The 23687-nt window shown below is 38.4% G+C and carries 16 protein-coding genes; 8 read left to right on the top strand and 8 right to left on the bottom strand.

Annotation, left to right across the window (positions count from 1 at the left end):
- The first annotated feature begins 60 nt into the window (after positions 1-60).
- From IQ31_RS25725 to IQ31_RS25705, 5 genes are all read left to right on the top strand, one after another.
- Positions 61-2592, top strand: coding sequence for a glycoside hydrolase family 2 TIM barrel-domain containing protein (locus IQ31_RS25725; protein WP_208734389.1), 2532 nt, complete (start codon positions 61-63; stop codon positions 2590-2592).
- Between the two features lie 207 nt (positions 2593-2799).
- Positions 2800-4251, top strand: a complete 1452-nt coding sequence (locus IQ31_RS25720; RefSeq protein ID WP_145331086.1) for a hypothetical protein — start codon at positions 2800-2802, stop codon at positions 4249-4251.
- Positions 4238-5797: a hypothetical protein gene (locus IQ31_RS25715; RefSeq protein ID WP_145331084.1), complete on the top strand. Its 1560-nt coding sequence runs from the start codon at positions 4238-4240 to the stop codon at positions 5795-5797. The genes IQ31_RS25720 and IQ31_RS25715 overlap by 14 nt, the downstream gene beginning before the upstream one ends.
- 40 nt (positions 5798-5837) lie before the next feature.
- The gene (locus IQ31_RS25710; RefSeq protein WP_070566777.1) at positions 5838-6176 is read left to right on the top strand and encodes a hypothetical protein; all 339 of its coding nucleotides are present in this window, start codon (positions 5838-5840) and stop codon (positions 6174-6176) included.
- 5 nt (positions 6177-6181) lie between these two features.
- Positions 6182-8131: a leucine-rich repeat domain-containing protein gene (locus IQ31_RS25705; protein WP_145331082.1), complete on the top strand. Its 1950-nt coding sequence runs from the start codon at positions 6182-6184 to the stop codon at positions 8129-8131.
- Between the two features lie 406 nt (positions 8132-8537).
- Here IQ31_RS25705 and IQ31_RS25700 read toward each other — a convergent pair whose 3' ends face one another.
- Positions 8538-9320: a DUF6794 domain-containing protein gene (locus IQ31_RS25700; protein WP_145331080.1), complete on the bottom strand. Its 783-nt coding sequence runs from the start codon at positions 9318-9320 to the stop codon at positions 8538-8540.
- A gap of 307 nt (positions 9321-9627) precedes the next feature.
- Here IQ31_RS25700 and IQ31_RS25695 point away from each other — a divergent pair, with 307 nt between their 5' ends.
- Together IQ31_RS25695 and IQ31_RS25690 are read left to right on the top strand one after the other, a co-directional pair.
- Positions 9628-9822: a hypothetical protein gene (locus IQ31_RS25695; RefSeq protein WP_145331078.1), complete on the top strand. Its 195-nt coding sequence runs from the start codon at positions 9628-9630 to the stop codon at positions 9820-9822.
- Positions 9806-10927, top strand: coding sequence for a DUF4932 domain-containing protein (locus IQ31_RS25690; protein WP_158638975.1), 1122 nt, complete (start codon positions 9806-9808; stop codon positions 10925-10927). Before IQ31_RS25695 ends, IQ31_RS25690 begins: the two co-directional genes overlap by 17 nt.
- A gap of 194 nt (positions 10928-11121) precedes the next feature.
- On the opposite strand, the gene IQ31_RS25685 is transcribed toward IQ31_RS25690, so the two are convergent.
- The 7 genes from IQ31_RS25685 to IQ31_RS25655 all read right to left on the bottom strand — a co-directional run bounded on the left by IQ31_RS25685 (position 11122) and on the right by IQ31_RS25655 (position 23203).
- Positions 11122-11388, bottom strand: coding sequence for a hypothetical protein (locus IQ31_RS25685; protein ID WP_145331074.1), 267 nt, complete (start codon positions 11386-11388; stop codon positions 11122-11124).
- Positions 11389-11685: 297 nt separating this feature from the next.
- Positions 11686-13854 (bottom strand): glycoside hydrolase family 97 protein, encoded by a 2169-nt coding sequence (locus IQ31_RS25680; RefSeq protein WP_244294583.1) that lies wholly within the window; start codon positions 13852-13854, stop codon positions 11686-11688.
- A gap of 49 nt (positions 13855-13903) precedes the next feature.
- A complete protein-coding gene (locus IQ31_RS25675) occupies positions 13904-15283 on the bottom strand; it encodes an alpha-galactosidase (RefSeq protein ID WP_145331072.1) in 1380 nt (459 codons plus the stop codon).
- Between the two features lie 5 nt (positions 15284-15288).
- Positions 15289-16428 (bottom strand): SusE domain-containing protein, encoded by a 1140-nt coding sequence (locus tag IQ31_RS25670; protein WP_145331070.1) that lies wholly within the window; start codon positions 16426-16428, stop codon positions 15289-15291.
- 34 nt (positions 16429-16462) lie between these two features.
- Positions 16463-18172, bottom strand: coding sequence for a RagB/SusD family nutrient uptake outer membrane protein (locus IQ31_RS25665; protein ID WP_112375919.1), 1710 nt, complete (start codon positions 18170-18172; stop codon positions 16463-16465).
- A gap of 20 nt (positions 18173-18192) precedes the next feature.
- Positions 18193-21135, bottom strand: coding sequence for a SusC/RagA family TonB-linked outer membrane protein (locus tag IQ31_RS25660; RefSeq protein ID WP_208734388.1), 2943 nt, complete (start codon positions 21133-21135; stop codon positions 18193-18195).
- Positions 21136-21526: 391 nt separating this feature from the next.
- A complete protein-coding gene (locus IQ31_RS25655; protein ID WP_112375921.1) occupies positions 21527-23203 on the bottom strand; it encodes a DUF6377 domain-containing protein in 1677 nt (558 codons plus the stop codon).
- A 185-nt stretch (positions 23204-23388) separates the two neighbouring features.
- On the opposite strand from IQ31_RS25655, the gene IQ31_RS25650 reads away from it, so the two are divergent.
- On the top strand, positions 23389-23687 hold a 299-nt coding region (locus tag IQ31_RS25650), incomplete at its 3' end, for a transposase (protein WP_208734387.1).

Here is a 23687-nt window from a genome sequence, read left to right as displayed (position 1 = left end):
GTTGTATTTTCGGATCTTCAATTTGTTTTTATGAACAAACTCAACCTTAAAATGCTATAGATGCAAAAAGAATCTAAATCTTATTTATCCATTTTTTCAACCCGAGGACTGAAATTTATACTATGTGCAATAATATCTATTGGACCAAATACTTTATTTGCTCAGGAACGAATAGTAACCATGCTCGAGGATGGATGGAAATTTACAAAACATGATCAGCCAAACTTCGCTGATATCGGATTGATTACAAGCGAATGGCAGACTGTTCGTGTTCCGCATGATTGGGCAATTTATGGCCCATTTAGTGCCAACAATGATAAGCAGCATATGGCTATTGCTCAAGATGGACAAAAGGAAGCATTGGAACATGCAGGTCGGACTGGTGGACTTCCGTTTGTAGGCGTTGGCTGGTATCGTAAAGAATTTGAATTGCCACAAAACGTTCAAAATAAGCGCACGGTTTTACAGTTTGATGGTGCTATGAGCAATGCTGTCGTTTTTGTGAATGGGAAAAAGGTCGGCAATTGGCCTTATGGCTATAATAGTTTTTATTTTGACGTTTCCGAGTGTGTGAGTCCGGGTCAAAATTTGGTCGCGGTAAGATTAGAAAATAAGTCTGAGTCATCCCGCTGGTACCCTGGCGCAGGATTGTATCGAAATGTTCGATTGGAGATCACTGAAAAAACAAGTATTGCACATTGGGGCACCTATATTACGACGCCTGAGATCACAAAGGATTTCGCTCGAATTCAGGTTCGGACTGATTTAGCCGGTATAGATCTGTCGAAAGATTCTCTTTCCTTAGAAACTATTCTTATCGATAGCCATGGACGCATCGTGGCGAAGAAGAATGATCAGATAGGCAACTACCAGATCCAGCAGATGCAACAGGAATTGTTCGTTGAGAAACCACAATTGTGGGAATTGCAATCCCCCAATTTATATAAGGCTGTCAGCAAGCTCTATCAGAACGGCAAATTAATCGATAAATATCAAACCGTATTTGGAATCAGAAGCATTGCTATGGTACCCAATAAAGGGTTTTATTTGAATGGAAAGCTGACCGTATTTAAAGGAGTGTGTTTGCATCATGATTTGGGGCCTTTGGGAGCAGCTGTGAATGATGCCGCTATTAGGCGGCAGTTACGAATAATGAAAGATATGGGCGTTAATGCCATTCGCACTTCCCATAATATGCCGGCTCCGGAGCTGGTGCAAGCCTGTGACGAAATGGGTATTATGCTAATGGCGGAAAGTTTTGATGAATGGAAAATTCCCAAAATGAAGAATGGGTACAATCAATATTTTAACGATTGGGCCGAAAAAGATCTTGTAAATCTGATACGGCATTACCGCAATAATCCAAGCGTTGTGATGTGGTGTATTGGAAATGAAGTACCCGAACAAGGAAGTCCTGACGGATCTAAGGTCGCGAGATATCTGCAAGATATTTGCCATCGTGAGGATCCATCTCGCCCAGTTACCCAGGGGATGGACAACCCTGATGCGGTTATAAATAGTAGCTATGCCTCAACGATGGATGTTGCAGGCTTTAATTATCGTCCATTTAAATACCCCGAAGCCTATAAAAAGTTACAACAGCAGTTAATTCTTGGTACTGAAACTGCGTCTACTTTGAGTTCTAGAGGTGTTTATAAATTTCCCGTTGAACGAAAATCGATGGCAAAATATGACGACCATCAGGCTTCGAGTTATGATGTAGAGCATTGTTCCTGGTCGGATTTGCCTGAAGATAACTTTATTCAGCATGACGATCTACCTTACGCAATAGGTGAATTTGTCTGGACAGGGTTCGATTATTTGGGCGAACCGACACCCTACTATACAGATTGGCCAAGTCATAGTTCTTTGTTCGGTATTGTAGATCTTGCCGGTATCCCTAAAGATCGATATTATCTTTATCGTAGCCATTGGAACCAGGAATTGCATACACTTCATATTCTTCCTCATTGGAACTGGAAGGGACGCGAAGGACAGAAAACGCCAATTTTTGTCTATACAGATTACCCTGCAGCGGAAATTTTTATCAATGGAAAAAGTCAAGGAGTAAAAAAGAAAGATTTTGATGTTACCTTGGAAAATTCTAACGATAAAAAGGCACAAAATGATTTTATGCGTCAAAAGCGCTATCGTTTGATGTGGATGGATACTAAATACGAACCGGGTACGGTTACGGTAGTTGCCTATGATTCTTTAGGAAATATAGCTGCAAGAGATAGTGTAAAGACGGCAGGTAAGTTATATACTGTACGTTTAGACGTTGATCGGAAACAATTGAAAGCAAATGGAAAAGATATTGCTTTTATCACAGCTACGCTGGTTGATAAACAGGGGAATATAGTGACAGGCGAAGACCGAGAATTAAAATTCAAGGTAAAAGGTCAGGGGGCATTTAAGGCTGTGGCGAATGGAGATCCAACAAGTTTGGAATCATTTCAGAAGCCTTTCATGAAGTGCTTTAATGGTCAATTGGTTTTTCTTGTTGAAAGCAGAGACTCTGTTGGGGAAATTATAGCAGAAGTAGAAGGAAAAGGATTGAAGAAAGCAAGCGTCAAATTAACGGTGAAGTAAAAGATATGTTTCATCCTATAATGCTGTACAATCAGATAATATAGGTGTGTGTATAGATGGAATTTGCTTGTGGGGCACGATAATCTCATAAAGGTCTATTAAATATTGTAGAGAATTATTTGGCCTAATTAATGCATCAATTAATTATGTTTAAAAAAATGCTTTTGATACAACCTTTTTAATATCTTTGGTGAGTAACTTCATTTTATGAAAAGAGCTATTTTTTACCATTGTGCTCAGCTATTTTTCTTAATTCTAATTTTATTAATTGGAGGATGTTCCAAGAAGGAGAATATTGCGAGCAAAACCGATGAATATATTGATCAGGCAGAAATATTAAATCCTTTGAATCTTGTTGTAAGTGCTGCAAACAAAGATTTAATAGAGTTATCTTGGGATAAGGTGAACAGTTCGCATTTTAAGCCAGTATCCTATGCGATATATGTCGATAATAAGCTTGTAGCGAAGGATCTTAGTATAACAAAATACAGCTTAATTAATTTGCTTGGCGATACAAATTATAAGATCCGTGTAATTGCGAGTTCCCAAACGGGAATAACACAAGAACAAAGCATAGATGCAAGAACTGTTGGAGGCAGCACAACTAACGGAAGTACTTATGTTGAATACAAAATTCATACGCAATCACGTATAACGGGCAATAATAGCATCCGTCTTCTGGAAGATGGTGGACATTTAATCTGTACATTTTTGCAGCATGAGGGGGGAGAAACAAATTTTAAACTGATTGTATATCGTACAAATAATAAAGGCCAGATTATATGGTATCGCTTGATCCAGGATCTAAATTATTATGATTTACCACCACATGTAGTGTTGCCTTCTAAGCAAGATGAAGCTTTCATTATTGTTAAACACGATATTTATGTCATTGATCAGACGAATGGTAAACTGAAACTGGAGAAGCCCGTTTCGATAGATTTGTCTCCGAATGATTACGTTTCATCAGTTCAGTTTGACGCGTCACAGAACATGATCATGGGTACAGGTGGGGGAGAGCTGTTAAAGGTTACTACCAGCGACTTTAAAGTTGTTTGGAAACGTAAAAATAGCTCCGTTGGCATTTCTTCAATTCAGTTAGACAATGCGCAACAGATCTATTATAGTTTGCTTGATTCTGAAGCAACAAAAATTAAGGTGCAAAAAACAGATCGGGACGGTAATGTGCTGGCTACTTTTGAGTTTGATGGAAAGCTTCCTGGCGATTACGAACGTCAATACCATATGCCTATTTTACTGAAAGATAAAAATGATATTTTTTATCTCTGGGGTTTTGACTTCTATTCCTATTCGTTAAGGTATGTCAAATTTGATAAGAATGGCAATGTCAAGGCAAAATTGGGTGAGTACGTCAATTTAAAGCCAGCAGGAGCTTTTTTTGATAATGATAACAATATTGTGGTCTATGGACAGCAAGAAGGTGGTGGAATATCCACTTATGGTACTATAAATAAGTATGACAGTGATCTGAAGCTCTTATCGACTTTACAATATCCTAATTTGGAGATGCATATGTTTAAAAATATGACCCAGAATGTCGATAATTCATACAACCTGTTTTTCTATTATATACAAACCTGGTCCTATGAAAATTTGAATTTCATTTATATTAAAACAAAATCAAATGGGCAACTTTAACAAATACCTTTGTCTACTGGGGCTTGTTTTTCTTATGTCGGCCTGTAAAACTGAAAAAAATGAGGTTTTTCCAAGGATTATTAATGAGGCCATCACTAGTGTCCGGGATAAAGAAATTTCAATGACCTATCAGATTTCCAGTCTAGGATATACAAAATCGGGCGTCAGGTACTATAAAAAAGATAATCCCAGTCAAGGAAAAAGTGTTGAAGCTGTTCGTGAAGGCGATATGTTTCGACTCACATTGAATGAACTGGATTCCGAATCTACTTATATTTTGGTGCCTTACCTCGAGTATAATGGCAACACAATAGAATCTGAGCGTAAAACTGAAATAACCACAACTGCTCCATTCCCAGAAGATTTTACGCTCTTTTGGCCAAATACAGAGGCAGAGTATGATGAAAGGGGCCAGTTTAGGACTGTGGTTGAAGGGAAGAATCTTAATAATATTAATCTGAGGGATATTAAATTTCTATTTGGAATGGACACGCTTCACATGAACTATCCCATTGCAACGAAAAATGGAACCTATCAGATCAGTCTAACGGGTTATTATCCGTATCGAGACGGCAATTATATGTTGCGCGTGATTTATAAAGAGAAAGAGATTATTGGACAAGCTATTGATTTTATTTATAAGGGAAATACATTGGCCATAGGACTGAAAAAGACGAACTGGAGAACTAATTATCCTTCGATCTGCAATGACCAAATCTATTATTTTTGGAACAATTCTGTTTCACATTTTGATCCTGAAACGAGCCGGTTGCAGAATATTGCTCATATTCCCGATACGATGGGGGTTATTCCGCCAAAGTCCGTATCCATTGGAAATCGAATATTTTTTCTTGCACTGCCAGTTAGCCATATTTTGCCTTCGCTAGAGCCGGACCTTTTCAATGGTTATGAGTTGTTTTGTCAAGCTTTTGACATTGAAAAACGCGAATTTTCAAAGTACTATTTTAGCCGGCCCCAACTTAAAGAATCGCACGGTTATAGTAATCATAGTATCTTTGTGCACAATAATGCGGTCTACCAAACGTATACACTTACAGTGAATTCTCGTGGAATAAAGAATATTGTCGCCAAATATAACCCGACAAAAGATAAATTTGAGGAGATCGCCACTTTCGATACTAATTTTTCCAGTGAATGCTTTGTCTCAGTTAAAGGCAGATTATATGCACTTGGAGTTTCAAATGTATTTGACCAAGGTTTCAATATCGGGTATACCTTAACGATATATGCTGTTGACGCGAACACATTTAAACTTACAGAATTATATCGTGTCGGAACAACAAATCAAACCTATCCTTATGCGCCTGTCGGTGCCATAAATTTTAATGGTGATATATTACTGGCATTGGACGTCAATAATTTTATGATGTACAACATAGTAAAAAACACGCTAAGTCCTATCTATTTAAGTATTAATGGAAATCATATGTATTTTGGCGGAATGTTCACTTATAAAGACAAGTATTACCTCAATGCTGATATTAACTTTTTAGAAGGCTCAATTTATGAAATGTCTATCCAATAACAACTGTATATGCTGGTTTATAGGAGTTTTATTAGTCCTTATGAGCTCCTGCAAAAAGGAAACCGTATATAACGAAATAGATGCTTTTGCAGATATTCAAAATAAAGTTACTTTAGATAAAGGCCAGTACATACTGTCTTTTACACTTGCTTCGTATCCATATAGTAAAGTTGAAGTATATGTACACGATGATCTTGCTGTTATGTACAAACAGACCGGAGGAAAAATCTACAATGCCGTGAGTCAAAATAACAATAAGTATAGTGTGTTCTTTTCCCCTTTAGAAAAATCGAAAAAATACTATTATCAACTGATTGTTAACGACAGCAACGGGAATTCAGTACGTTCAGCAATATTTAATTTTACAACTCAACCTTAATATCCATGTATAATAAGTCTACATTATTTTGGTGTTCATTTCTTTGTGTTTTTTTTGAAAGCTTTTTATTTGTAGCCTGTTCAAAGAAGGAATACCAGGATGTACTGAAAACAGTATATGAACCTAAGGCCGAGCCCACTGAACTATATGACGAATTCACCGTCCAGCTAAAGGGTAGCGCCTTACAAAAAGGGGAAACAGGTACATGGAGTATAACAAAAGGAACTGTAGTGGAAGATTATGTGAAAATCGACGATCCTAATAACCCTAATTCGTTTTTTAGGGGAGTGCCTGGAGAGGAATATATCCTTACCTGGACGGTAAAAGGTAGCGGTAATAGTAATACGGCCACAGTCGATGTTAAAATACCCGAGTTACATATCGATATTAAAGAAAACACACCTTCATCCTTTAAGACGATACTTCACTTTGCCGTGGATCCGAAATATAAAGGTAAATGGTCTTTCGATAAAGCTTATGGTCATCTACATAGCACATACCACGATGGTTGGGCCAGACCGGTAGAAGAAAATCCAACCATTGAATTGCATGGTTATTCCAATACCAGCTATCAAGTTACCTATACGATGACTTATGCTGGGAAAAATTATCAGTTTACCAAAAAGGTACAGACTGGCGAATATCAGGAAGACGAGGCATTAAATGAATTGCAAATGGGGCGCGGTGGGCGTGTTGTTGAAGATAAGGATGGACATATTATTGAAATGAACATGCAGGCTTCAGGTATAGCACATCGTTTTAATGACCCGGGCTCTTTTCCTGCGCTTAAGGCATTTAAATATCTAAGGAAGCTTATTTTAGGTGGATCTTCATTGAAAGATGTTCCGACTATTTTTGGCGATCATTATCTTGCCCTTGAAGAACTTAGTCTAGACAGAGTTGGCTATTATCTTACTATTCCTGATAATTTTGGCAATCTGACCAAACTGAAATCATTTCACCTGACACCGATGCGAACCCCCGATTTGGGATATACCGTGGTTTTGCCAAAAACTTTTGGGAACTTAAAGTCGCTCGAAACCCTTATTATGCGGTATGTCGGTAATATAGATTTCAATGGTACTTTGGGTAAACTGGCAAACCTAAAGCATTTTGATTGTTTTGTTACCCAGCTTCCTTCAGATTTTGGAAACTTGACCAAACTGGTGTCTACGGAAATTCTCGCGCAACAGGCGTATATCCCATCAAGTTTGAGTCAATGCCGTAATTTGAGGTTTGCACGTTTTAGTTTTGTTTATCCGGGATCATCACCAGTTACCTTGCCTTCGGATATCGATAATTTGACTAAGTTGGACACGCTTGAAATTTACGGAGAAAGTAGGCTTCAGCAACTGCCACAATCTTTTGGTAACCTCAAGAGCTTAAAACAACTTTGGATTCAAGGAGAAAGCTTGCAATCTATTCCTGATAATATTGGGAACTTGTCTAATCTTAGATTCTGGTTAGTTGGCGGTAATTTTAAAACTTTACCGGCTTCGATAGGTAACCTTAAAAAATTAGAAGATCTTTGGCTATCCCCTTCTGTAGAGAAGCTTCCAGATGAGTTCGGCGGATTAAGTAGTTTATCCTATCTGAATATGGAGAATAGTAGACTGACAACTCTACCGGAAACATTCGGAAAACTTAAGAGCCTGAAGGAAATCAATGCAAGGGCATCTTCGATTACTGATTTTCCAAGCAGTTTTGGACAATTGGACGGTCTGCTAAAACTGGATTTCAATTATAGCAAGCTCAAGAAATTTCCTGTAGAGATTTGTGCTTTGAAGGCCGTGAATAACGTTATTTTGAACGGTACAAATTTGGGTCGACTTCCCGATGAAATTTATTCCATGCGCTCAGGTGTGATTTTTACGCTATATCAATGTTTGAATATGGACTATGATCAATTAAAGGAAATCACTGCGAAAAGAGATGGTCTTGTATTTTATTACTGATAAGCGGATCATGATTGCCTGTAAATATGTTAATTTTTAAGGCATGGCCCACAGGAAGTAAACATAAAGTCCGATAGCACAGGGTGCTCCAGATGAATGTTTACAGAATATTTTTGGACGGAAACAAAGGGGTATAACGTAATACTATTCAAGCTTAATGAAGTTTCAAAAATTTCTTTTCGGACGATCAATTTTGGGTAAATTCCAAAAGAATAGAATAAAATGATAAAGGAGCTGACCGCATGATCATCCTTTTTTTTGGAAGTATTATAAGGATAGCGAATGCGAGAAAAAAAAGAATTGTAATAACCGGAAAAACAAACGGTACTAGGCCATCAAAATTCACACAAAGCCCAAAAACTGTTAAAAATAAAATTGGTAATACGATTAGTATTATTGAAAAGTTTTATGGAGTCCAGTACTTTTTATAATACTCTAGCTGCGATTTTACATTGGGATCTTTCCCCTTTAATTTCCTATAATAACTTGTTAATATGATGCCAGACATGTCGTCAGGATGCCTTATTCCCCTTTTATTGAAATATGCGGAGAGCCTTGAACCTCCCCAGAGGCCCCAATTATTTCTCATCCACATTCCAAATCCGAAATGTGAGCTGGCCATAAACTCTGACTCTGTCATTTCTCTTATTTTATTTTTGGTGCTATCATCCCAGAACGAGTCTATTTGGACAAAACAATCGTCAAGGTTTTTCGGGATATAAATACCGGCAATTGTGTCCGCATTCATCCGCTGTCTGATTTCCTTTTTCAATTTGTTTTCCTTCAGTTTGAATGCCTTCAGGAGAGAATCTTCTTTTACATAACCTGCTGAGAGTAGCTGTTTATAGTATTCCAAAATCACATCTTTTTTAAAGTTGTGGATTCCTTTATTATTTAAATATGTAAATAATGGAGATTTTCCAGTCGAAAGGAGCGAGTCAATCAATTCAAATTCACTTTCAAGTTCATTGTCGGTTAATTCACTTAACTCTACCTCATCACTATATTTGATTACGTTTTTTAGGCTATCCGAAACGTTAAGATTTAAGAATGAGGCTGTTTCTTTCAGATTTCTAGGAAGGGAGTTTTGAGCAGAAGCAGAGGGCAGTGACCAAACAACTGATATAAGTGCAAGCAATATAAATCTTAGGGTGGTCATATTATTGGTGTAAAGCAGTTTTAAATTCAACTAATTAGATCTAAATAATTCTTGAACTAATTTAAGAATTTATTCTTTTCTAACAGCTGTCAACTTAGGTAACGTTGCACAAGAAATGTAATATGCTTTCAAACAGTTATAAGACTTAAGTGATCAATTTAATATTAATGAATAAGATTATCGAAAATGGCTGGCAGCCTGTTCAATATTGAACGGCCAGTGTTCAATAACGGTCAGTATTAAGAAAGAAATTCGTTCGTAGTGTATTGGCAAATAGCGTGTTAAATTTATTGGCAAACTATTTGGAATCCCCATTCAAGTACAAAATAAATAAAAGATGGTAAAGCCTATTTCCAATATGTTCGAAAAAACTTCTAAATATGTATTGATTATCCTATTCAGTTTGTCATTTATGCTTACCTATGGGCAGCGTAACGAAATTATGGATAAGCCAAAAGTTGATGAGCGTATCGAGATTCTGAGAAAATGGGATAGGCTACGATGCAGTGATGAGTATGGCCATACATCTTGATGATAAGTTCAATCTTAAGCAAAAAAATATCAGCGAAACCCTGGACAAAAGGTGGAGTAGAGCTAATGCTCTTCAATTCGCAACACTATTAAAGAAGTTTTACAAAGACAGTAATAGCAAAGGATTTTTTCAGGATAACCAGGCACTGTACAATGAGGTACAAAAGCGCTTTCTTCCAATTTATGAACATATTGAATTGGACTGGTACCCTAAATTCTATGGTAAGAAACCATCCGAAAAGTTTTTGATTGTGAATGGTTTGGGGAATGGCGGCGGTAACTATGGGGTAGCCATTAAAAATCCACAGGGTCTTAAGGAAGTCTACGCTATTATGGGGACATGGAGTATGGATAGTCTTGGCATGGCTGAATTTCCTTTACAGAGCTATTTTTCTACATTACTTCACGAGTTTAACCACTCCTTTGTTAATTATTTATTGGAAAAAGACACGACAATTTTTAGAGACAGCGGCGAAAAATTATATAGCGTTGTAAAGGAGAAAATGAACCGGCAGGCATACGGTAGCTGGCAAACGATGTTGAACGAGGCATTGGTTCGAGCTGCGGTTATCAAATATCAAAAAGATCATAATTTCAGCTCCGAAGAGAATTCAAAGGAAACCAATGGACAGCTAGATAGGGGATTTCTTTGGATTGAGAAACTTGTTGATGAACTTGAACACTTTGATCGTCAGCGAGACTTATATCCTACTTTAGAAAGCTATATGCCTGTACTTGCCAAGGTTTATCAATCCTATGCTAAAGATATTTCTTCTTTAGATGCGGCTTTTGAAGAAAGAAGACCAAAAATCATTTCTTTTGAGGGAATTCAGGATGGACAAACCAATGTCAACAACACCTTAAGGGAGCTGAAGATAAATTTCGACAGGCCCTTATTGGGACAGGGACGGTCATTTAGGGGAGTTTCCAAAGAAGGTTTTCCGCTGATAAAAGGACATCGTTATTCTTCAGATAAGAAATCTGTTATCATTGATTGGGAGTTAGAACCAAACAAAAACTATGAAATTATCATTACAGGAAATGCATTCCGTACTGCAGATGGGATACCGATGAAAGACCATTATCTAAAATTTAGTACAAAGTAATTTACTGTAATGGACAATATTTGACCATATACATAATCAATTGTGGCAAAGGTAACTCACATTATCGTTGTGAGAGTTAAATAGGTTCATTCCATTGAGGTATACCGACAAACATATCATTTACAAATTTTTCTGTATACCGCTGCATTCCAGCTTCCTCCTTATCAAAGTAGGTCTTTATTTTTGAGCATACTTTAGGGTTGTAGCATAACTTGACGCGGAAGTTTTCGATCCATTCGGCCCGTATAACAATCGTAATTAATTTTTTTTGTGTCTCTGGACAAGCCGATTACAGTGATAGCTTGGCACATCCCAGCATACCAATCGATAATATACACTTTGGTGCCCGGGCTAAACTGTTTAGAGCCTTTGTGGGTTTCCATTTTCCCTTCACCATAACTAATTTCCTGTTTGATATTAGCTACTAATGTCCATAATGGTATAGGTTCTAAATGATCCATATTTATTCAGCGCTATTTTAATTAAAATATTTTCGCAACTAGCTTCATGATATCGCTTTACTGGTTTTTGAATTTACAAAACAGGATGTAAGAAATAGAACCGCATATATCACGCATTGCATCTCGTTGGTGGTCCGATATAAAGTTCGCTAATGAACATTAGTTATATCGATCCGTTAAACTATCATAAGTGAGATTGGGAAGAAGGCCTTATTAATTATAGAAATGGATAAGACATTTAGGGATTCATTTCCGTTTGGATCCGAAAAATCCTCCCTATGATCTCATCAATTGCCTTTATTTTTTGATTGGGACAATCGAAACAGCATAACCACCGCCTGCGGCACAATGTTGAACGATCGTGTCCTTTTTCGTTACTCTTGTAGTTTTTATTGTATACGCTTGTGGTTTTGTCTTATAGTTTGCGTCTGACGCATCAGCATAAATAGTTGCCAAATAGGTCTTTCCTTCATCCAGAAAATCAAATTTTATCTTCGATGTTCTGCTGGAATTTCCATTTACACTTCCTAAAAACCATTTTTCTGTATTTTTTTCTTTACGGGCAACGGTAATATATTGACCAGGTTCAGCCTCTAAATATTTACTGTCATCCCAATCCAGCCCGACATCTTTAATAAATTGAAAAGCATCTGGAAAACGATCATAATTTTCCGGAAAATCTGCTGCCATCTGCAAAGGGCTATACATCGTTACATATAGCGCCAATTGGTTGGCCAACGTACTATTCACATGGGCGCCATTGGCGAGGTTCATTTCAAAAATACCGGGGGTATAATCCATTGGACCGCCAATAAGTCTTGTGAAAGGCAAGATAGTTACATGATTGGGCTTTATGCCACCAAATGCATGGTATTCTGTACCTCTAGCAGATTCATTGCCTATCAAATTTGGCCAGGTACGTGCTACTCCCGTCGGACGTACAGCTTCGTGCTGATTAACCATAATTTCGTAGGAAGCTGCTTTTTCTACAGCATACTGAAAATGGTTATTTGTCCATTGGCTATAGTGGTGTTCACCCAATGGAAGAATATTTCCTACATACCCACTTTTTACAGCATCATAACCCAATTGGTTCATCAGCCTATAGGCTGTATCGATATGGCGCTCATAATTGCGGATAGATCCGGATGTCTCATGATGCATAATCAGTTTCACACCTTTGGCGTGTGCATAATCGTTTAATCCTTTGAGATCAAAATCAGGATAAGGCGTGACAAAATCAAAGACATAATCTTTATCATTACCAAACCAATCTTCCCATCCGATATTCCATCCTTCAACCAAAACACCCTCAAAACCATGCTTCGCAGCAAAATCTATATACTTTTTAACGTTTGCTGTTGTCGCGCCATGGGTACCATTTGGTTTTGCCTTACTGAAATCTGTTATTCCCAACTGGACAGACGGAAATTCATTTGTATAGGACCAACTACTCTTACCGGAAATCATTTCCCACCACACGCCTACATATTTTGTAGGCTTTATCCAGGAAGTATTTTGTATTTTGCTTGGCTCATTCAAATTATAGGTCATCTTAGACGCCAATATATCTCTTGCATCATCACTTACGATAATTGTTCTCCAAGGTGAGGTAGCGGGTGCTTGCATTTTACCCTTATCGCCATGTGAATCTGGCGTAAGCCAAGATTCAAAAACAAAATTTTTGTCATCCAAATTGAGGTGCATCGTCGAGTAATTCAGACAGCTTGCTTCATGTAAATTGATGTAAACACCTTCATTGGTTTTTAGCATCAACGAGGTCTGTACCCCCGTTGGCGAGAAGGAGGTTTGAGAGACGTTTCCACTTTCGTAAGCGCTTCCCATCAAACCCCTTATTTCAGATAGTTTAGATGTGGTATAATTATATTCCTGGGTGTCATAATCGCCAGGAATCCAATAAGCGGTATGGTCACCAGTCATGGCAAACTGGCTACGTTCCTCTTTAATAGTGAAGTAATTTAGGTTTTTCTGCAGTGGAAATTCATACCGAAAACCGAGACCATCATCAAATAAGCGAAAACGGATAATAATTTGGCGCTCTGTTTGTTTTTGGTTTAATGTGACAGCGAGTTCATTATAATGGTTTCTTACATTTTTAGTTTCTCCCCATACCGGTTGCCATGTTTCATCGAAAGTGCTGGTCTTTGAATCGGAGATTTCAAAATTGCTATAAAGCGAGCTCTTCTTTTTTATCTGGGTTTCACCATCCGTTTGTCCCCTTAAATGTAATTCTTCATCCGGTTTGAGCTTGAGTTCCAATCCCAGATTGCTGGTCTTGATTACCACGTTGTTTTTAAACTTTAATTCGTAGGTTGGCGTACCTTCTTTTGTCAATCCAAAGGCCAGTTCAAATCTTCCATTGGGCGATTTTATCTGTTGCCCCCGTGCTACGATCCCGTTACAGCAAAAGACGACAAATAAAAGAAAAATTGATTTTTTCATCATTTCTATTTTAGCATATATATTAAAATTCAGTATTTTTATGAGCTTTGGATTACTTCGTCAATCGCAAAACTGTTACACCATGTGGTGGAATATTTTCAAAATAGGAACTCATTGTCCCCAGGTCTTCATGTTTCCATAAATCCCTTACCCGCCAATGGCTGCCAGATAAATCTGTAAAATTCAATCCTCTGGTTTGATAGTTACTCTCTCTATTAAAAAGGGCTATGACCCAATCACCATTGGTCAACTGACCTTTCCAGATCTGGCTTTTTGGATCTTTCGGATCGTTGGTTAAGGGTTTTCCGACAAATCCATCTTCTCTTAAAGCAAGTAGTTCCCTATTTTGGTAAAGCCAAAGATTTTTATCGATGGAATTATAACGGTCTCCAATTGTGACAGCGCCGCCAGAAATGAAGCAGGCTGAGATGACACTCTTCTTTTCATGATCATTGGAAAAAGTATTGATCCGAAGAAAATCAGCATCCAGTATCATCTTTCCTCTGCCTGAAATGTTAGACCAATAGGTCAGACCATCCATGCCATTTGCATATTGTGACCATCCAACACGTTTGATTCCACGTTCATTGTCGCTCCATCGCCACCATTTGCCATCTCCAACATCGTCGTTGACGCGGATCATGTGTCCGTATTTTTGCTCTACCTGCCCATCATTATAGAGATGTGGCATCACCAGACTTAAGAAAATTCCATTTTTATCGCAGGCTTCACGCATCCACCGAAGAGCTTTCTCGTAGTACGCCGCCGGACGTACTGGACCTACTGTCCCCATATTTCTATCTTTTCCATCTTCAAACCAGGAAAGAAAATCTACGCGTAGATAGCGCACCCCCATATCCGCATAGTATTGAATATATCCTTTGACATATTCTTCGGCCCCCGGTTTGTCAACTTGTACCCACTTAAACCAGGTGGCCTGCTCATCTTCTTTCATGATGCTGGAAAGGGGAATATTCGTTCCTTTAATTTTTACACCAGCATCAGCAGCCAATTTGATTACCCATAGGGGATTATTGTATATTCCCAAAGTCATCCCTCTACCTTTCAGGTTATCGGACCACCAGGCGTAGTCGTGCTTCCATTTGGACGAGTGGGTTGTACGATAACCATCGACGTTGTATTTAAAGTCGTCGCCCCAGCCGTCGATACAGACCATCTTGTAACCAAAAGATTTTAGGTTGTTGTCGATCCAGTTGATATTCTTTTCCCATTCATCTTCAGGAATATAACCATCCGTTTCGAAGTTATATTCGTAAGGGCTCCAATATAGTGGGCCGACGAACGGATTTTGCAAACTGTCTGGATGAATTATCTTTGTGGTTATATCATTTGAAGGAGTTTTTGAACATGCTGTCATAAACAGCATGTTCAAAAATACAAGTGGTGTAGCGAGTTGATGAAATCGTCTCATATGGCCTAATTTTTGACAATTGAAATTGTTTCGTAAAGCTGGTTGAAGGTAATTTTATACGTTCCAGCTTCGGTAATTTTCCATTTGTTGTCGATTTTACCCTCAGCGATAATTATTGCATCTTTTCCTGTTGTTCCTTCTCCATTGGTTGGTGGCATGAAGAAATCTCCGTCCCAGCTTCCGGTTGCGGTTGGGATCTTAAATTCGCCCACTTTTAATGAGCCTGTATAAGTAAACTCATAAGGGTTTCCTGCTGTAGGCACCATTGGTGTTGGATTATCTATTGTCCAGCCAGAAGGCACAGCGTCCCCTACGAGCCATATCTGCTTGTACGGGGTAAAAGGTTTGATCGTTATAAATGGGGTTGCACTGATATTAAGCAGAATCTTGTAAGCGCCAGCAGTTGCGATGTTCCATTTATAATCAGGGTTTCCACCCGGAACCAGCTGAACACCAGTTTCGGAAAGTTTTGGATGGTTTGCTAAAGGCATAAAGAAATCTGTCCCCCAATTTCCTGTCGCTACAGGGATTTTAAAGTCACCAGCATTCAATACTTCATTAAACTTAAACTGAAAGGCGTTGGTCGGATCTTTCTTCATTGCATTTGGGTTTTCAATATTCCAGCCATTTGGCGTAGCATCGCCCACCACCCATAGGGATGCATACGCCGCACCGACCGGACCAGGAACAACCTGTATGCTGATTGTTTTCGATGTAGTTGACAGCGTTTTTGACGGAATTAGTCCGAGCACCGTAATATCCAGTTTGGACTCTATATTGACCGTCATCTTCAATTTTTCAACTAGTATAGTGTTCAATTCACCCTGGGTAAACCGTTTGCTTATCGCTCCAGAGGCGACTGCTACACTATCCCGTTGCTCACCGCTAGCCAGGATTATTTTATAAGAGATCATTGAGTTTGAAAATGCCGGCCACGAAACCGTAAGAGCATCCTCAGACGGCTTACTCGGATTAATGACCACTTTATCAGCAGATGCAGTAATATCCGTAATTTCGAATGGCAGTGGAGTAGGTGCATCCAGTTCTTTCGAACAGGACTGCACCATTATTAAACATACGCCCCATAGCAGGATATTTCCAAGTTGCTTTGAAGCCGACAATCTTATATTCCAATTAAATTTCATAACTTTCAAAAGATTTTATACTTACTAAAACTGATTAGTATCCGGGATTCTGTTGCAATGACGGAGTTAGTGTGAAAACACTCTGACCAATAGGATAAATTTTAGTATGATCACTATTATCAGGTTCTTTATCCCACCATTTTCCAGAATTGAATTTACCCCAACGAATTAAATCGGTTCGGCGTCTTCCTTCGACCAGGAACTCACGACCCCATTCATCGATCATTTCCTGATCGCTCAATTGCTGTCCCGACTCCAGGTACAGGCTGTTTGAGCCAGTTGGATAGTTACGCTTACGCACCGCATTCAACAATTTTGCGGCGGATCCTTTATCGCCGGTTCTATATTTACATTCAGCTAGTGAATAATAAATTTCAGCAAGTCTAATCTCAGCAAATGCCGAAGAAATGGTATTTGGATCCTTAGAAGGATATATCGGATATTTCGCAACCCATAAGCCAGAGTTATCATCTGCATGGTTCATATTGGATTCTTTATCTGCGATCTTTGTTCCCGGAGGGGTATCTTTAAACCATCCCACCTGATCACGGGCAAAGATGGTATATCCTCGGTTGCTTTTGACCAATTTTGTCGGATCGCTATAATAGGGGAGGTAACCGAACAAAAACATCCCTTCTCGTTTACTATTGCCAAGATTTTTATATTTCTTTAATCGAAGATCATCTGGATAGCGCTGAAATTTGATAAAGGGTTTACCGAGGGAAAAATTATACTCGACACTGTCCACATCCCGTCCTGGCTGAAGGGCATAGCGGGTATTCATATTTCCGAAATCGGTAAAGCCGAAGAAATTTTGAGCCTGATGCGGTGCCATCCACCAATACATATCCGAACTATAATGCCAGTGTGTGCGGGCCAAAGTTGCAGGGAATCCGTAGATAACTTCACTGGAATTTGCGTTATCGTAATCAAAAGGTTTTGACCATATCGTTTCCAATTGGTAATTGCCATATTTTCCGTCTATGATATCCTGACATACCGCAGCACATTCAGCATATTTGCTTTGACCCGTATAAACTTCAGCATTCAGATAAAGTCTGGCCAACAAGGCTGCAGCTCCGCCTTTTGTCCATCTACCAATACCCGTTGTGCCGAGATCCTGACGGAGTGGCAATCCGGGAATAGCATCTTTCAGCTCTTTTTCAATAAAGGCGAAGGTTTCAGCAGGTGTCGCTTGCGGCGGAGTTGCAGTTTCACCCTTTACTTTTGTTACCAGTGGAATATTCCGGTATAAATCAAAAGCCCGTAGGTTGAACCAGGCCCGGAGTGTCTTCAGCTCAGCCACAAAGTCGGCCTTTTCCGCTTCAGTGATCTGAACTTTTTGGATATCCACCTTTTCGATATCCTCAAGCGAGTTTGTCGCTAAACTGATACCCTGAAAAAGAGCTTTCCACATATCACTGGTATAATCATCCTGAACTGTCCAGGTATGGTAATGAGCCCGTTGGTATTTGCCTCCATCAAACCAGTCGCCATCTCTATTTGGGGTCATCAATTGGTCGGCAGGGAGTTCCTGCGCGTAAAATAGACCACCACCCTGAATCGACCAAAAGGCATGTTCAAACGGTCTCAAAAAATCACGGATCACATCTTCTCTTTTCTGTAAGAAATTGTCAGAAGTAATTTTATCATATAAGGTTTCGTCAAGCTTGGTACAGCTTGCGCTTCCCAAAATTAGGGTGCTAATGGAAAGGGGAATTATATAACGTAATGAAAATTTCATCTCTTTGTTGTGTTTAATCGTTAGAATTTAACCTGTAAGCCTGCTAGGAATTGTGCCGTCGATGGATAGTAAGACAAGGAAGTATTTATACCGGGTGTTAGTCCATTAACGGATATTGCTTCAGGATCACCTGTTGTAAACTTGGTGAAAGTATATAGATTCCGTGCTACGGCATACACCCGGATCGAACTGATTTGCTTGACAGGAGGTTTGATATTATAACCAATCGTAATATTGTCGATTTTTACAAAATCACCTTTCTCCAAGAAGTAATCCGAAAGAGTAGAATAGGTCTCTGCATTGGTCAACGCAGCATATTTGCCATTTCCATAAGCCGATTTGAGCACGTTCGCACCAGATTGCGTAACTGGGGTTCCCAGATAAAAAGCTGTAGTGTTAAAGAGGTCGTATTTAAATGAACCTCGTAAAAATACCGAAAGATCGAAGTTTTTGTAGGTAAAGTTCTGTCCCAAACTAGCGGTAAACAATGGTAATCCATTGCCTACAAAACGTTTATCTTCTTCCTTTGCTGTGTTTCCGGGTATAATATTGTTGTCCTTATCATACACCATCAAACGTCCAGTGGCGTCGATACCGGCAGATTCGTACATATAGAAACTGCCGATTCTCCGTCCTTCTTCCAAACGTTGAGCTGGTCCGGGAGACCCCGGCGAAGGCATATAGGACATGAATTGAAAGTTTTGCCCCTTATAAATGTCATTTGAAAAGGAAACGAATTTATTGCTATTTGATGCTCCAGCGAAACTTACCGAATATGAAAAATCTTTCTGGGTGAGGATTTTAGCATTTAATTGCACCTCCAGGCCCGAATTTTTCATAGTACCTACATTGGCAAAGGTTGTTGTTAACACGAATGGTGGAACCGGAACATTATAAGAGCCTAGCAGATCTTTGTTGGTACGTACATAATAATTGATACTTCCACTTATTTTTCGTTGGAAAAGATCAAAATCGACGCCGAAATTTAAGTTCTGTGCTTTTTCCCAACGAAGGTCATAGTTGGTATTCTGACTGGGACCCCAAACTTGGTACGATGCCCCGTTAAACGCAAAATAACCATAACCTTGATAAGTATCCAACGAAAGGTAACTGCCAAAGTCCTGATTACCCGTCTCACCGTAATCTGCTCGAAGTTTCAGGTCATTGATCCAAGAAGCTTTCGGAAAGAAATCCTCTTCCATAATTCGCCAGCCTAAGGAGAGCGCGGGGAAATAACCCCATTTGTTCAGTCTTCCAAATTTAGAAGAGCCTTCATAGCGCAAACTTGCCGATGCATAATATTTATTTGCCAAATCATAATTTACCCTTCCAAAAAAAGCGATCAGTTTCGCATCATTTTTATATGAACCAACCGATCTGAATGTGTAATCACCAGGCTGTGGATTGGTAGGAATAGGGACGTCATATTGACCTGAGCCCAGATTGTTATACGTCAGTACATCGGATGGGAAATTTTGGTTACCTGCATTCATTCCTGAATACAGAAAATAATTATATGCATATCCTCCTAATACGTTAATATGATGTCTTCCGAAACTTTGTTTGTAGTTTCCTGTCCATTCAAATACATACTGGTCACTTTTTTTATAATTTCTTCCTGCTGAATTTCTACCACTATTTCCATTAATCGCGCCTGTATTGTAGGACGGTGTAAAATTGAAATCAAAAAAATCAGAAGATTGTTGTGCCAACGTTACCTGCGTAGACAAGTTTTCCAAAATGTTAAGTTTAAAAGCTGCATTCCAGTCCAGGTACTTGCCCTCTGTTCCATCCAATACCGTGCGAAGCTCTTCAACAGGATTATAAGCACCAGAAAAACCCGTATTGATATAATTGAATAAGTTTGGATTTTTTGCATCCATCACCGGCAATGTTGGATTTAGTGTCAAACTTTGATTGAATGCATTATAACTGGCATTATTTGCTTTAAGGAATCTGGGCGCAATGGTTACAGTGGCTGTATACAGGTTATTGGCCGAGGTATGGGACAGATTCAACCGCGCCCCGTATTCTTTCTTGTCTGAACGTAAGTCCAATCCATGAGCATTGCGCAGGTCAAATGAGACGATATAATTGGTTTGTTTGTTTCCACCAGCTAACTGAAGCGTGTTTTTTTGATTAAAGGCGAATTTGCGCGATACTTCGTTAAACCAATTGGTATTTCCTCCAAAATCCGTTCCTCGGTTGTGTTTTAAAAAATCTTCGGCACTGAGAACCTGGATACGGTTATTCGGTAAGTCAAAACTCGCATATCCATCATAAAATGCGTAAGGCTCAGATGTGCCTTTTTTTGTTGTGATAATAATTACGCCATTGCTCCCACGTGTTCCATAGATAGCAGAAGCTGCACCTCCTTTGAGTATATCGATTGATTCAATATCGTTTTGATTTAAGTTGTCAACATTTCCCCCAGGAACACCATTAACCACATAAAGCGGTCCAAGTCCGGCGTTGCGCGAAGACACACCACGTAGTTGCAGACTGGGAGAGGAATTCGGATCTGACTGGCCAGTGTTTACTACACTGAGTCCCGCTACCTTGCCAGCAAGAGCATTAAGTACGCCATTTCCACCAAATACGTTGAGATCCTTACCGTTTAGATGTGTAATGGCGCTGGTTACTTCTTTTTTATCTAGAGTTCCGTAGCCAACTACTACAACGTCAGCTAATCTTTCTTCATTTGTTTCAAGCGTTAGATTATAGACAGTGGCGTTATCAATATTCTTTTCCAATTTTTTATAGCCTAGAAAACTTATCTGTAATTTATCCCCGACATTTACTGCGGATAGTGAAAATCTTCCTTCGTCATCTGTTTTAGTAGCTTTTGGTTTTCCGGATACGGTAATAGAAACACCGGCCATTGGTTTACCTGTCACATCAAGAATTTTCCCTTGAATGTTTTTTTCTTGAGCTTGTACCCATGTCATTATCAGTATCCACATAAACACAGTTAATAGATACTTTAAAGACGAGCACTGTCTTAAATAGATTACCCTCATAAATTGGTTGTTTAAAATTTTTAAATTATCCCTTTTTTGCTGCTTAGGTAGTTTCTAAAACAGCCATTGGTTACAGTTCCAAATCTAGAAAAACCAAATCCCAGGAAAAAGATCGTAAACGCAAAATATAAGTCTAGAGAATGTTTAAGTATTTGATTATTAGGTGTTATGTCTATATTTTTCCAAAGAAAAATATAGATATAACGGCAGTAAATTAGGTGGGGAAATTGCATTTAGCGTACCAAATAATCTAAATTTAGCACGCAGTACGATATGTAATACAGCGAATCAAAGCTGTATAGATGGGTATTTAAAAGTATCGGGTGTCTTGTTTCTAAATACTTTTAATCGTTCCGATCTGCATGATGTTTTTATCAAATTCATCCTTATCTATGATAGCTTTGCTTTTAATTTTTGCACGATAAGTATAAATTGTGTTTAAGGAACAATGGAGAAATCCAGCAATTTTGGATGAATCATTTACACCGAGTCTGATTAGGGCGAAGATGCGCAATTCGGTATTCAAGAGCTCATTCGTTTTAAGCATTATCTTTCCATCTTCGGTAAGCAACGAGTTTAAATCGTCTACAAAACTGGGAAAGAGATGAAGAAAAATATGATCAAAGGTATTAAACAGTTCCTTTTTCTCTTTGTCTATTCTCTCGTTAGATTTGACCAGGTTAAGGAGCTCCGAAATTTTGTCTCCCATGATCATTTTCTTTATTAAGGTCTGAAATTTCTCCAATTTCGTGATGTACATTGAACAGATATCAAGAAAATGTCCGATGTATACCTCTTTGATGTGATTGGATTCATACAGCAAATTGTTCGTTTTGGCCAATTTGTTGTTTACAATTTTATACTCTTCATTTTTAGTTTGTAATTCTTCATTTAGTTTATTGAGATCCTGATTTGCTTTAAATAATTCGAGCCTGAACCTACTCACTTTTCTCATCTGTTTATAAACATATATTATCGCTAGTATCAATAATATGGAAAGGACGGAAGCAACAATTAAAAACGTAAACAATTGCTCCTTTTTTTGTTTTTGATGTTCCTGGTAGGAGGTATCAATAATTGGGAAGATTTGAGAAACTTCATAGGTCCTAAATTTAGCATTGCAGAAGATTGCGTCTTCAAGCGATGATTTTATACACATATAGGATTCATCGATGTAACCTTGTTGGTGCAGTAAAAATGCTAACGCTTGCATGGAAGTATTTTCTTTTATCGCATTTTTAATATCGCAAGCAGCGGATATAATCAGCAGTTCACACTGCTTGCCTACATTGCCTTCCTTTCGGTATATTTCTGAAAGTGAAAATGCAAGCATTGCTTTTTCATGGCTATCTTCCTTTATTGTCGCGAATATTGAATTCAAGATTACTTTAGCCTCTTTTATTTTGTTCAGGTCGATCAGTTTTTCTGCATATACCATTTTGTAGTGATTCGAAGATTCATCAAGCAGTGTTAATAAAGAATCACGATAATTATGGCTAATTGCTAAATAATTTTTTTGGTTATAATTATGGTATGCGTAAAACTTGAAAAAGTTCTTTTGAGCATCCAGATATTTTATTTTTAGGTGATTGTTTAATTTTTGGATGGGTATTCTATCCAAAATATCTTTAGAATCAATGTACATACCTGCGACCAGATAATGTAGAGAAAGGTCTAATTCAGTTTCTAGTATCCAATTTGGACTCTGAAGTTTATTTGCCAGTTCCAAATTTTTCTTAGCATAATAAATAGCGGAATCAGATTTATAGGATGCGTATGAGCTACTCAGCTGTTTTTGTAATTCAAATTTTAGATTCAGATTTTCGGTGCTATTGTCCAGCTTTTTTTTTATTAGGGAAAGATAAAGCTCTTTTTGCTCAACAAAAGTATCTTTATTTTGAATGAGATTAGTAAGATTGAGAATTGAGGAGTCTTTTAAAGCAATCGCTTTAGTTTTGGAAATTGTGGCTATAAAAAATAAAATCAGATATAAAAATACAGGTTTTCCCATTTATATTAGTAGAATACTATTCAAATTAAAGAAATTGAGCAGATCAAATATAAATAAATAACTTGAGTTTGTTCTATGGCGCTTTTTTTATAATAGATAATATCCGAGATTAAACACAATCCTGCGTGTTGGAGGGTGTAAATTAAACTGTGTCAAATAAAGAATATTTATATTAGACACAGCAAATGGAAAAAGAGGAATTTGACTTTGAACGCTTCAAAGAGGAAGCAATGAGAGGCCTTTACGAAGGCAAGAAAATGGGCGGTACCGACGGAGTTTTCGCTCCGATGTTGAAACACCTTCTGGAAAGTATGCTTGAAGGTGAGCTGGATCATCATCTACAGGAAAGTAAAGCTTCCGGGGAGATTAATCGTAAAAACGGGAAGACAAAAAAGACGGTACGGAGCCTTCAGGCCGGACATTTTGAACTGGAGAGCGGTCGTGACCGAAACGGTACTTTCGAGCCTAAGATAGTCCCTAAACG

Source organism: Sphingobacterium siyangense, assembly GCF_007830445.1.
In the GTDB taxonomy this organism is placed as follows: domain Bacteria; phylum Bacteroidota; class Bacteroidia; order Sphingobacteriales; family Sphingobacteriaceae; genus Sphingobacterium; species Sphingobacterium siyangense.
The sequence above is the reverse complement of the archived record's forward strand: the minus strand, read 5'-3'. Positions and strand labels throughout refer to the sequence as shown.